Raw genomic sequence first — 12286 nt, forward strand, 5'->3', positions numbered from 1 at the left:
CTATGCCTGGTCGATCACCGGCGGCACGGCACCGCGTCGCTGCGTTTTCCAGGTCTCTTCGTCCTCAGTCAGATAGTCAGGACGCGGGGTTCCTCCACGTCTCCGTTTCTGGTTGCCGGACTGCTGTCGACCCTGTCCGGCCCCCGAAACACTCCCGGCGGCCGACTGCGCGCCTTGGCGACCACCGCGTGGCGTACCACCAGCGAGTCCATTGGCACTCGCCGCGCCCTTCGCGCCGACCCGTTGGGCGGTCCTGTCCGCATGTGCGCCGATGACGCCGGACTGGTTCGGCTTCGGGACGGCACTGCGCCCCTGGGCGGGAGTTTCGGTACCGACGACGGTGCCCTTCGGCATACGCGAACCGGCACTGCCCGAGACCGGTCGTTGCGGAGTTCCTCCGACGATGCCGCTCGAGTGGCCGGTGCGCCCGCCTGCCGACGGCGACTGGCCCGCAGGGCCGAAGGCGGACTGTCCTGCGGCACCCGGCCGGCCGACGACAGGGCCCTGCCCGGACGCGCCGGCAGCTGCCTGCCCGGCGGCACCGCCCGCTCCGAACGAGCCCGAAGGGCGACCGGGCATACCCTGCGTGCCCGGAGCGGCAGGGCTTCCGAAGCCGCCCGCGCCGCCGCCTGCTCCGGCGCGTCCCGCTGCCGGGACACCGCCGCCACTCACACCGGGGCGGCCGACCGCGTTGGCGCCCGAACCACCCCCTGGCGGTGGGACACCGGGCGTACTGGCTCGGGAGGACACTCCCCGAACGGCATTACCGCCGAAGGCGGGCGGAACCGGCGGGAGTGATCCGCCGGGGTTTCCCGCCCCCGAGGCGACCGTGAGTGGCGTTCCGCCCGACGCCGCGGCAGGTGCAGGAGGCGTGGCGACACTGTCGATCGCCATCGACGTGCCGGGATTCAACGACGTACTTCGCTCCATCACCGGGCTGCGCTCCACCGCCTGCGGCGAAGCTCCGCGCGCCCCGGGCCACGCCCCCTCACCCTCACCCGTGTCACTCCGAGCAGCCTGCTGCTGCCCCTTGCCACCGAGGGAGCCATCGCCGGCATCGCCCCCGGCGGAAGGGCTTTCCCCCCGGTGTCCCCCTTTCGGCCGCGGCACGTCCGTGCCCAACGCCCCCGGAAACGCCGGCGGCTGCTGAGCGGCCAGGGACTCCTCCGACACCGCGTAGAAGGACGCGAGGCGGTTCATCTGGTTGATGGCCTCCTGGCGGTTCCGCTCGACCCTGAGGGCCTCCTGGTACTCCGGGTCGTTCTCCTTGTCCGGCGTCAGCGCGAAGTCCTCGACCGTCTTCGCCACCGGGCGGTTGTCGCGCTCCCGCGGCATGGAGTTCCTGACCGAGGCCAGGCCCGTGCCCGCGACCGTCATCTGGGTGCCTGCGGCGTTGGCGAAGGTCGCCAGTGCATAGGCGTGTTTGGCCAGGGCGTCTCCGAAGCGCCGGAACTCGGTGGCCGCCTCGCCCTTCCACTCGACCCTGCCGACGTAGTCCGAGAGCTCGCCCGCGGCCTCGTTGAGCGCGCTCTTCGCTCGGACGAGGGCCTCACCGGCGCGCTCCAGATCGGCGGGATTGGAGTTCTCGACGAGGTCGAGCATCTCGTTGAGCTGCCTGGACTCGAAGTCCGTCCTGCCGAAGAACCCGCCCGGGACACTGCCGAAACCGATGTCGTCCATCGTCGCGGCGAAGCGCTCGACGGCGTCCGTCGCGCCGAACCGCGTACGGATCTGCGCGGCGTCTGCCGACTGCTGCTGTTGCGGGGTCAGCGGCTGCTCGTTCTCACTCATCGGCGATCACCCCAGGTCCCCGTCACCGGACTGCGTGCTGTCGTTTCGCGGCCTGCCGGTCTGGCCGGCCGCGTCGTCCTGCCTGTGCTGTGCGGTACGGCGCTCCTGTGCCTGCTGTTCCCGCTGAACACGTGCCTGGATCGCGTGGAATCGCTGCCGCAGGTCGTCCTCCAGGTTGTCGAACCCGACCTCCGCTCCCCGGACGGCGATGCTCAGCATCTCGATCTGATCACCGAGCGACCTGGAGAGCTTGACGATTTCCGCATGGACCCGGTTGTACTGCGCGTAGAGCCCGTCGGCCTCGAGGAAGCCCCCTCCGGGTGCGCTGAAGGAGTTGCGGGGGACCGTCTGGGTGGCCAGCCTGGACCTGCCGGCATGGCCCTCCTCGAGTTCAGCGAGGAGCGCGTTCACACGCTCCTGGAATCGCCTCAGTGCGCCGGCGCCGCGTTCGAGGTCGCCCGAGCCCCTCGCACCGCCGCCCCCGCCACCGTCCGCTGGCAGCATTACGACCGATCCTCCCCGTTTGCCGTCATCACAAGAAACTCACACCGCGCGGTCGTGGGTCGTGGTGACGCGTCGTCCCACCCGTCGTCCCACCCGTTGTTCGACTCGCCACCCGACTCGGCATTCGCTCATACGTACGGGTCACTGTAGTCACTGCCTCCGACAGGCCCAAGTGACTTACCCATCGGCCCACTTCACCCGCAACCACGGGGGCGCCGTACGCATCAGGACCCTATGCGGCCGCACCGGGGTACCGCATCCGTAGAAGTACTCAGACGCGGCCGGGCTCTCCGCCCGCCGGATCCCGCGCCCCCGCTCCCCGTTCCGGGCCGCCGGCCCGCCGCCGGGCGTCGCGGACCGTCACGGCACCGCCGGCGATCGCGGCGACCAGGACCGCGCCTCCCACCACGACGTACGTCGCGAGCCGCGCGTTGCGTTCGTCCGCGGTCTCGCCCAGGTGGAGTTCGGCCGGGGTCGGAGCCTCGGCGCCGGACAGGCCCTCCCGGGCGACGGGCTCCGAGAGCGGCTCGTCGTCCTCGGTGAGGGCCCGGACCGGGTCGACGACACCCCAGCCCACCAAGCGGTCGTGGCCCGCGACGGAGCGTTCCGCGGTCTGCTGGATCTGGGCGACGATCTGCTCCTGCGTCCAGTCCTCGTGCTTGCTCCTGATGAGGGCCGCGACGGCGGCCGCATAGGGCGCGGAGAAACTCGTCCCGCTGTCGGCGCAGTGGCCGCCCCCGGGGACCGTGGAGACGATGTCCACGCCGGGTGCCGCGACGCCGACGAAGTCGCCGGACTGGGAGAACGCCGCCCGTTCGTTGTTGCGGTCCGACGAGGCGACGGCGAGGACGCCCTCGTAGGAGGCCGGGTAGGTCTTCTTGACGTTGCCGCCCATTCCGTCGTTGCCCGCCGAGGCGACGACCACGATCTCCTTTTCCAGTGCCCTGTCGATGGCCTGCTTCAGCAGGGGGGTGGGTTCCACCGCCCCGGCGGTGTCCTGGGAGATGTTGATGACCCCGGCTCCCTCGGCCACCGCGTGGTCGACGGCCCGTGCGAGCGTCTCTGCGGTTCCGTGCCCCTCGGCGTCGTTCTGCTGGATGGGGATGATCGTGGCCTCGGGGGCGAGTCCGACGAAGCCGGTGCCCTGGGCAGGGCGGGCGGCGATGATGCCGGCGACCCTGGTCCCGTGGCCGACGGTGTCGGTGGTGCCGTCCTCGCTGCCGCGCTCGACCTCGAAGCCGCCGGCGTCCTTCAGGTCGCGGTCGAGGAGGTTCCTGCCGCTCGCGATGTCGACCGCGGGACTGAGCTGCGGGTGCCTGACGTCGACACCGGTGTCGATGACGGCGACCCGGACGCCCTTTCCGGTGGACTGCTTCCACAGCTCGTCCAGCAGGACGCGCTGCAGCGCCCAGGGGCGGCCCTCGTACGTCTTGCCCGGGTAGGTGCACCGGTCGGCACCGTCCGCGGCGGCGGGTGCGGCCGGGACGACGACGACGAAGACGAAGGCGAAGGCGAATGCGAGGACGAAGACGAAGACGAAGGCGATGAAGGTCGGGAAGGCCAGGAGGGTGGGCGCTGCGGCGGCCGGGACTGCGGGGATGCGCCGGTACAGGTGCGTCATCTCAGGTCAACTCCCCGCCTCAGGAGCCCTGCGGCTGGCGCGCGGCGCCCGTGGACAGCCGGGGCCCGGTCGGCAGGAAGGCGGACCAGGCCGCCGGTACCGGCACGGGCTCGACATCCTTGTAGCCGAGGCGGTTCTGGGCCTGCTGCGCCTCCTGCCGGCGGGCCTCCCGCTCCTCGGGGGAGCCGGGGGCCCCGATCCCGGAGTCGTCCGTCGCGCTGTCGCCGTTGGACTGCATGGCATAGCGCAGTCCGGTGTCGGTGACCAGGAAGAGGAAGCCGGAGTCCGTCCGGGAGCCCTTGAACTGGCGGAAGAGCTGCCCGGAGCCGGGGGTGACGTACGCGCTGCTGGAACCGGTGGGAAGGGTGGCGGGAAACCCGGTGCCGGCCCAGGTGCTGAGAGTGGTCGAGCCGTCGTCGTCCACCTCGCGCAGGACGTTGCACACGGTGTTGCGGCTTCCCTCGTCCGTGTCGGCCGAGTTGACGGGTTCGGGCGCGTGCTCGGGCCACTTCTCGTCCTTGCCGAAGGCCGGGCCCGGCCGGATGGCGGCGGGGCTGACCGACTCGGCGTGGCCGTCCTGGTCGAGGTCTATCAACTCGCGGCTGGCGAGCAGCAGTTTGGCCGTGAAGTCGGTCACGGGCGCCACCCGGCCGCTGAGCACGACATACTGCCGGGCACGGGTCCCGTCGGTGGCCTTCAGGACCATGCCGACCCTGTTCACGGCGTCCGGAAGGCCGCCGGGGACGCCGGCGGGCCCCCCGGCGCCCGGCACCGTCGGGAACGCGATCCTGTCGCCCTTGTGGAGAGTGTCCAGCCAGGCGCCGGAGACACGCTGGGGAGCCCGTTCGTGGCCGACGAGCACCCGCAGGAGCAGTTCGTCCTCGTCAACGGGGTAGGCCGTGCCCTTGGCGTCGACGATGTAGCGGGTCGCGTCGGGGCCCTCGACGTAGAGCAGTTCCCCACCGCGCAGCCGGTCCGCGCCCTCGGTCTTCCTCTCCTCGCGCTCGGCGAGGACGAACGCGGCCTTCTGGAGGGCGCGGCCGCCCTCGCCCGGCCGCTCGCAGACCGCCCAGCGCTTGGCGGACCCGGCCTCCTTGGCGTCGGGCAGCCGGTCGGGGGCGTAGGGGATGCCGAGGGTGGCGCCGTGCGGGATCTTGCCGTTGTCCAGCACGGACTCGTCGACGTTGACGACCTTGCCCTTGTCGGGGTCGAGGAGCAGTCTCGCGGACGACATGTTGAGCACCGGGTGGAGCTGCCGCTTCCCGTCGGTCCTCAACACGACGTAGCGGGTGGTCGACTTGCTGGCGATGATGACGTTCTCGTTGGGGGTGTCCCAGTTCCGCGGGGCCACCGGTTTGAACATGCCCCATGCGCCGAAGACGGCCAGGATCACCACCGCCACGACGGCCCCCGGAACCACCGCGCGCAGGGGGCGGGGCGCGCCCTCCTCCGACCCCGTCGTGTTCGGCTGCACGAACTGCGCGACCAGTCTCCGCTTCGCGAAGGTGTACGCGTTGAGTTCGTCCCGACGTGATGCCATCTGTCCGCTGTCCCTCTCCCCGTCGGGCGACCGGGAATCCACCCCCGTGCCGGGGCCCGCCGCCGCACAGCCCCCTACTATGCCTGCCGGCGCCCGCGCCCCTACCCTCAGGTAGGGTGATCGCCCGGTCAACGCCCGCGGGGGGATCGGCACATGCGGACACGAGGGGGCAACGCGGCGATGGGGACGGCGACTCGCTCGCGACGGGGGCGTACTTCCCGGGGGAACCGCGGGACTTCCCGGCGGCAACGCGGCAACGCCCCCTCGCACGAGACCCCCCCGGCCCCTCGGGCAGCGGTCACTCCGCGGCCCCTGGCCGGTTCCGGCCGTACCGGCCCGTTCTCGTTGCGGCAGTTGGTGCTCGTGGAGCTGGCCCTCGCGCTGGTCCTGGCGGGTGTCATGGCGGGCGGTCTGTGGCTGGTCCCCGTCTGCTCCGTCGCCGCGGCCCTGCTGCTGCTCGCGGTGCTGCGGCGGCGCGGTCAGGCGCTGCCGGACTGGCTTTCCACCGCCCTCGGGCTGCGGGCACGCCGCCGGGCCGCCGGGCCCGCCGGCGCGGACGCGGATCCCTCGCTTGCGCCCCTGGCGGAAGCCGCGCCCGGTGTACGCCCGTTCACCTATGTGGACCGCGACCGCCGGACGGTCGGCATGCTCGGGGACGGCTCGTTCCTCACCGCCGTCGTACGCGTCGAGGCGAGTGGTTCCGGGCTGCGGCCGGCGTTCGGGGCCCGGGCCCTGCCGATGGCGCTGCTGGGCGGCGCGCTGCGGGTCGACGACATCACCGTGGAGTCGGTGCAGCTGGTCCAGCAGGTGCGTTCCGCGCCCGCGCCGCATCTGCCTCAGCGGTCGGTCGCACGGCTGTCCTACGGCCCGCTGCAGGAGCGCACGGGTGCTCCCGCGCTGAGGATGACCTGGGTGGCCGTGCGGCTGGACCCGGAACTCTGCCGGGAGGCCGTCGAGGCCCGGGGCGGTGGCGTGGAGGGTGCGCAGCGCTGTCTGGTGCGGGTGGCCGACCATCTGGCGAGCCGGCTCACCGGGGCCGGTTTCCGGTCGCTGGTCCTGGACCAGGAGGAGCTCAACTCCGCCATCGCGACGGCCGTCTGCGCCAGCCCCCGGGCCGCGGCCCGCGCGGGCCGGCCGGGTGCGGCGGTCCAGCGCCGCACCGCAGAGACCTCGCGGGTCTGGCGCTGCGACGACCGCTGGCACACGACGTACGCCGTCGGCCGCTGGCCGGAGTTGGGGTACGGTGCGCAGCCGCTGCCCGCACTCGTGTCGGCGCTGACCTCGGCCCCGGCCTACGCGACCACCTTCAGCCTCGGTCTGCGGCGCGGTACGCGGCAGGGAGCGCTGGTGATGAGCGGACATCTACGGATCACGGGCGCCTCGGACACCGAACTGGTCGGGGTGCGACGGGAGCTGGAGCAGGCCGCGCGGTCCGCCGGGGTCGGTCTGCTGCGGCTGGACCGCGAGCAACTGCCGGGGGCGCTGGCGACGATACCGCTGGGGGGTACGCGATGACGGGCACGGGCTCAGATTCGGGTGCGGGTACGGCTGCGGGTGCGGCTGCGGGCTCCGCACGCATGCTCAGGGGGCTGTTCGGCCCCCGGCATCCGGGGCACACCATGGCGGTGGAGGACCTGGGCGCCCTGGCCCTGCCGGTAGGCGACGACGGCGTGGTGATCGGGGAGGACGCCGAGGGCCGGCCCCGGATGGTGGGCTTCCACCGTTCGACTCCGTACGAGGTGCTGCTGATCGGCGGCCTCTGGACGGCGCAGGTGCTGGCGCTGCGCGCGGCCGGTACGGGCGCCCGGGTGGCGGTGGAGACCGGCCGGGCGCAGGCGTGGACGGCACTGGCGCAGGCGGCGGGGGCGGGCCTGGAGTGCATCACGCTCCACGACGTGGGGCGCGTGCCGCCGATGGGTGCCACGGTGGGCAGTCCGGTGGTGGTCGTCCGGGACTGCGGAATGCGCCCTCCGCGCGGCCGTGTGGTGTCGTCGCCGTGGCAGTCGGTGCTGACGCTGCTCCCCTATCTGAGCCCGGTGGCGCCCCGCCTGCTGCGGGACGCGACGCTGGTGGGAGTGCAGCGGGTGTCGCCGCAGGAGGCCGAGCAGATCGGGCGGATCCTCGGGCTCCGCCGGGCGGAGAGCGACGCCCTTCCCACGCTCGCCGACGGGGTGACGCTGTGGGTCTCGGGGCGCGAGCGCCATTGGGTGATGACGGGCGGGACGGACGCCGAGACGGGGCTGCTCGGTGTGGCCCGCAGGGTCGACTGACGTCGGGACCCGACCGGCGCTCGCCCCTTCCGGTGTCTCACGGGGCCCGGCCTCCTCCGGCGGTGGTCGTGGGCTCGGTCCACAGGCGGATGTGGACCTGAACAAGCCTCGATAGGATGCCCGTGTGACCCGGGCAGCATCGCGGCAGGCGACCCTCGCCGGGGATCCCGCGGGGGAGGACGGGGCCAGGAGCTGGCCCTTTCGGGTCACTTCGACTCGGCACCAGCGAGAGGAAGCATGACGCATGGGGAGCGCCCAGGAGAAGGAAGAGCTGTACGCCCTCGATATCTCCGGCGTCGAGTGGCACGGTGCGCCCGGCACCAGCCCGGACGAGGAGCGGGTCGAGATCGCGCATCTGCCCGGCGGCGCGGTGGCGATGAGGTCGTCGCTTGAGCCGGAGACCGTGCTGCGTTATACGGAGGCCGAGTGGCGGGCCTTTGTACTCGGCGCCCGGGACGGGGAGTTCGACCTGCGCTGAGGTCTCCCGGGCGGGAGCGGCCCACGGACCGGACGGACGGGCCGGGCAGCCTCGACCGCGCCGTGCGCCCCGGCCGAGGCTGCCCGCGGGACCGGCGCCGCAGCGGGTGTGTCGTACGTGCCGGGGGCGGGCCGGCCGGGGCCGATGCGGACGAAGTGCGCTCGGCACGACGACCGACGGCTCGCGTCGAAGGCTCGCGGTCGACGGCAGTACGGTCGACGGCAGTACGGGTGGCGGCAGTACGGGTGGCGGGGGACCACGGCCCGTGCCGATCCTGTGCAGCCGCATCCCGCGGTCGCCGGTGGTGATCCCGTCGGCCCGTCACATTCTGTCGTCCGCCGGGGACATGGCACAGCGGAGGGGTGATCGTTGACGCGGTGGACGGTCGCAAGGCGCGCTCCGGCCTGCCGTACCGTCGGTGTCGGCGATTAGGGTGGGCCGGGGCGCAGCGAAGTCTCGCGGACAGGGCGGACAGGTGCGCGGCGCCGTACGGGGGAGAGCCGGCCGGGCCGGTGTCGGACACGGTCGCCCCCACCCACCACGGCACGAGGGCGCTCGACCACAGGAGGCACAGTGAACGGCGATCGGGACGAGATCCGCGGTGGCTGGGACCCGCCCGTCGACGATCAGTCCGACGCGGAGCCCGCGGAGATGACGGGCGAGTTCACCATCGACTACACCCCGCCCGCCTGGTACACGCAGAACGCATCGGGGGGCGCATCGGGGGGCTCTGCCCTGCAGGGGACGGCGCCCTCCCCACCGCCAGGGCCGCCGTCCGGGCCGCCGGTGGTGCTGCCCGGTCTTCCTCCGGGCAGCGGATCCGGGCCGGGCCGGCCTCCGGCGGAGCCCGACCCGGCGCAGCAGGGGGCGAACGCACCCTCCACCCCGGCGCACCCCAGGGAGGAGGCTCCGTCCGGCGATCCGGCGCCCGACCACGCCTCCGGGCGGATCGCGGCAGGGGGTGGGGGCCACGATCCTGCTCATCCGGTCGAGGAGGCCCCGGCCGAGGAGGCTCACGCGGTTTCCGGCAGCCCGGCGGCGCAGCCGTTCGACAGCGGCTTCGAGAGCGGGGCGACCATGCGGTTCTCCCCCGCCGCTCTCCAGCGTGAGATCGCGGAGCGCGACGCCGCGGCCGCCGCCTCGGGTACCGGCCCGGCCGCGCGAGGGGAGACAGGTGGGGCCGAGGGGACTCCGCCCCCGGCAGCCGGGGCCGATCGCCCGGACGAACCGGCGCCCGTGAACGCACCCGAGGCGCCCGGTGGGCCCCAGGACCCGGACGGGCCCGGTGTCGAGGGCCACGACGACAACGCGGCCGGCACCGTTCGGGAAGCCTCCGCTGCCGGGCAACGGCACGGCGACGGGGGCGGCGCCCAGGACGGCGCGGAGGCCGCGGACGAGTACCGGGGCGCCGCCCACGGCGAGCGAGAGTCGGCGGACGCCGCCCGGGACGCGACCGGGGCCGGCGAGCGGTACGGCATCGCGCCGGATGCCGCACCGGCCGGGACCGCGCCGGGCACCGCGCCGTCCGGTGCGACTGCGACCGAGCTCGCTTCGGCCGAGCCGGGACCCGCCGACGCCGCCCAGGCAGGGGTACCGCGGGACGGCACTTTCCCGACCGCGCCGCAAGGCAGCCGCCCGCTTCCGGCCACCGCACCGCCCTGGGTACCGGGCACCGGCATCCCGCAGGACCGCAGCAGCGTGCCACCGCTGCCGTCCGCCTACCCACCCGCCGATCCGACCGCGGCACCCCAGTGGCCCGTGCAGAACCGACCCATGGATCGGCCTGCGGATCAGCTGTCGGCGGGGGGCACCCGGCAGCCGTCGTCCCCCTCGGGGGCACCCGATCAGCCCGGGGGCCAGGGCTTTCCCCCACCGGGCAGCCCACACCGGCAGCCCGGGGGCCCGGGGGGCGGTCACGGGTTCCCCGAGCCCCCGCACACGCAGCACCCCCGGCACGCCCAGCACGCCCAGCACGCCCAGCACGCCCAGCAACCGCAGCAACCGCAGCAACCGCAGCAACCGCAACAGGCCGCGCCGCACTTCGACCCGGCCGCACCGCAGGCCGGTTACGGCTTCCCTCCCCCGGCGCACGGCCCGGACCCGTCCCCTGCGCGGCAGCCCGGCGCTCCGCTGCCACCGGCCGCCCCTGCTCCCGGGACCCGGCCTCCCCAGGGCGGCAGCGGATTCCCGCACGACGGTTACGGCTACCCCCCGCCGCCCCTGCGGCCCGGCGGCCCGGGGCCGATACCGCCCCAGGCCCCCCAGAGCGGGCCGCCACCGCACGCCCCCGGCCCAACCCGTCATCAACCGCCGGCCCGGCAGGGCCGAGCACAGGGACAGCCGCACCCTCACGGGCAGGCTCAGCAGCCCCCGGCCGCCCCGGTCGACCCCCGCACGGGTGGGGGCTGGCCCCAGCCGGTCGCACACGACCAACGCCAGCGCTCGGTGCCGGGCGCACCGCTCGGGTACACGGCGGCGGTGGAGCTGTCCTCCGACCGTCTGCTGCGGAACGCCAAGCCCAAGGCCAGGTCCAGCCGCAACCCCTCCGGCTCGAGCCGGTTCAGGATCGGCGGCAAGAAGGAGGAGGCCGAGCGTCAGCGCAAGCTCGAACTGATCCGCACCCCGGTGCTCTCCTGCTACCGGATCGCGGTCATCAGCCTCAAGGGCGGCGTCGGCAAGACGACGACCACCACCGCGCTCGGCGCCACCCTGGCCACCGAGCGCCAGGACAAGATCCTGGCCATCGACGCCAACCCGGACGCGGGCACGCTCGGGCGCCGGGTGCGGCGCGAGACCGGCGCGACCATCCGCGACCTGGTCCAGGCGATCCCGTACCTCAACTCCTACATGGACATCCGCCGGTTCACCTCGCAGGCGCCCTCCGGTCTGGAGATCATCGCCAATGACGTGGACCCCGCCGTGTCGACCACGTTCAACGACGAGGACTACCGCCGGGCGATCGACGTGCTGGGCAGGCAGTACCCGGTCATCCTCACCGACTCGGGTACGGGTCTGCTCTACAGCGCGATGCGCGGCGTACTGGACCTCGCCGACCAGCTGATCATCATCTCCACACCCTCCGTGGACGGCGCGAGCAGCGCGAGCACGACGCTCGACTGGCTTTCGGCGCACGGCTACGCGGAACTGGTTCAGCGGTCGATCACCGTGATCTCGGGTGTCCGGGAGACCGGCAAGATGATCAAGGTCGAGGACATCGTCCAGCACTTCGAGACCCGCTGCCGCGGTGTCGTGGTCGTACCGTTCGACGAGCATCTGTCCGCGGGCGCGGAGGTCGACCTGGACATGATGCGCCCGAAGACGCGCGAGGCCTACTTCAACCTGTCGGCGATGGTCGCCGAGGACTTCACACGGGCTCAGCAGGCCCAGGGGCTATGGACCTCCGCAGGCCAGGGTCACCAGCCACCGCACGTGGCACCGCCGATGCCCGGCCAGCCGCACGGAGGGCCTCCGCAGCACCCCGGTCAGCCGGGCAACCCGCCGCGGCCCGGCCAGCCGTACGGAGGGCCTCCGCAGGCCGGACCGATGTACGCGCCGAACCCCGGGCGACCGCAGCACCCCGGCCATCCTCCCCAGTACCCCGGTCGGCCGGGCGGCCCGCCGCAGCAGGGAGCCCTGCCTCCGCAACCCCCCGGCCACCCCCCGCAGTACCCCGGTCAGGCCCATCAGCCGGGTGGTCAGCCTCCGTTCGAGGGACAGGCGGGCCACGTCGGTCGGCACCCGTACGGCGGACCCGTGCCTGGTGCACAGCAGCAGTGGCGGCAGGCACCACCCTCGCAGGGGCCGTCGGCCCCGCACCCGGCCGGTCCGCCGGCCGGGCAACCGGGCGGCACCGCCCTCCCGGTACGGCCGGAACAGCCGGCGCAGCCGGGCGCGTACCCGGAGAGGCCGGCGCAGCCGGGTCGGCCACCGGCGCAGGGCGGGGCGCCCGGTCAGCCCGGCCAGGGTGAAACCCAGGAACGGGTGCCCCCTGCCGGTGGCGGCCACGGCCATCCCCGACCGCAGCCGCCGACGGCACCGCCGGCCTCTCAGCAGTAGGGCGTCAACGCTTCGGACCAATGAGG

Annotated in this window: 8 protein-coding genes; 4 read left to right on the top strand and 4 right to left on the bottom strand. The window is 73.8% G+C overall.

The genetic code is table 11. The features are described from left to right. The 4 genes from SCWH03_RS29580 to eccB all read right to left on the bottom strand — a co-directional run bounded on the left by SCWH03_RS29580 (position 1) and on the right by eccB (position 5456). A complete protein-coding gene (locus SCWH03_RS29580) occupies positions 1–1791 on the bottom strand; it encodes a hypothetical protein (protein WP_173263409.1) in 1791 nt (596 codons plus the stop codon). Between the two features lie 6 nt (positions 1792–1797). Further along, positions 1798–2295 (bottom strand): DUF2563 family protein, encoded by a 498-nt coding sequence (locus SCWH03_RS07630; RefSeq protein ID WP_173263410.1) that lies wholly within the window; start codon positions 2293–2295, stop codon positions 1798–1800. Between the two features lie 271 nt (positions 2296–2566). Next, the gene (mycP, locus tag SCWH03_RS07635; RefSeq protein WP_254076617.1) at positions 2567–3916 is read right to left on the bottom strand and encodes a type VII secretion-associated serine protease mycosin; all 1350 of its coding nucleotides are present in this window, start codon (positions 3914–3916) and stop codon (positions 2567–2569) included. Positions 3917–3935: 19 nt separating this feature from the next. After that, positions 3936–5456, bottom strand: a complete 1521-nt coding sequence (eccB, locus tag SCWH03_RS07640; protein WP_173263411.1) for a type VII secretion protein EccB — start codon at positions 5454–5456, stop codon at positions 3936–3938. Positions 5457–5636: 180 nt separating this feature from the next. On the opposite strand from eccB, the gene eccE reads away from it, so the two are divergent. From eccE to SCWH03_RS07660, 4 genes are all read left to right on the top strand, one after another. Then, positions 5637–6971, top strand: a complete 1335-nt coding sequence (gene eccE / locus SCWH03_RS07645; protein WP_173263757.1) for a type VII secretion protein EccE — start codon at positions 5637–5639, stop codon at positions 6969–6971. A gap of 62 nt (positions 6972–7033) precedes the next feature. Further along, entirely contained in the window at positions 7034–7726 is a 693-nt protein-coding gene (locus SCWH03_RS07650; protein ID WP_173263412.1) for a hypothetical protein, read from the top strand. 244 nt (positions 7727–7970) lie between these two features. Then, positions 7971–8204 (top strand): DUF397 domain-containing protein, encoded by a 234-nt coding sequence (locus SCWH03_RS07655; protein WP_173263413.1) that lies wholly within the window; start codon positions 7971–7973, stop codon positions 8202–8204. Between the two features lie 573 nt (positions 8205–8777). Then, complete coding sequence (locus SCWH03_RS07660) at positions 8778–12260, top strand: SCO5717 family growth-regulating ATPase (RefSeq protein ID WP_254076618.1); 3483 nt, start codon at positions 8778–8780, stop codon at positions 12258–12260. Positions 12261–12286: the final 26 nt, after the last annotated feature.

Origin of the sequence: Streptomyces pacificus (assembly GCF_011766325.1) — a bacterium.
Classification (GTDB): domain Bacteria; phylum Actinomycetota; class Actinomycetes; order Streptomycetales; family Streptomycetaceae; genus Streptomyces; species Streptomyces pacificus.

Excerpts from the sequence above, each read along its gene's own strand:
- SCWH03_RS29580 (WP_173263409.1), bottom strand. The coding sequence starts at position 1,791 with ATGAGTGAGAACGAGCAGCCGCTGACCCCGCAACAGCAGCAGTCGGCA.
- SCWH03_RS07630 (WP_173263410.1), bottom strand. The coding sequence starts at position 2,295 with ATGCTGCCAGCGGACGGTGGCGGGGGCGGCGGTGCGAGGGGCTCGGGC.
- mycP (WP_254076617.1), bottom strand. The coding sequence starts at position 3,916 with ATGACGCACCTGTACCGGCGCATCCCCGCAGTCCCGGCCGCCGCAGCG.
- eccB (WP_173263411.1), bottom strand. The coding sequence starts at position 5,456 with ATGGCATCACGTCGGGACGAACTCAACGCGTACACCTTCGCGAAGCGG.
- eccE (WP_173263757.1), top strand. The coding sequence starts at position 5,637 with ATGGGGACGGCGACTCGCTCGCGACGGGGGCGTACTTCCCGGGGGAAC.
- SCWH03_RS07650 (WP_173263412.1), top strand. The coding sequence starts at position 7,034 with ATGCTCAGGGGGCTGTTCGGCCCCCGGCATCCGGGGCACACCATGGCG.
- SCWH03_RS07655 (WP_173263413.1), top strand. The coding sequence starts at position 7,971 with ATGGGGAGCGCCCAGGAGAAGGAAGAGCTGTACGCCCTCGATATCTCC.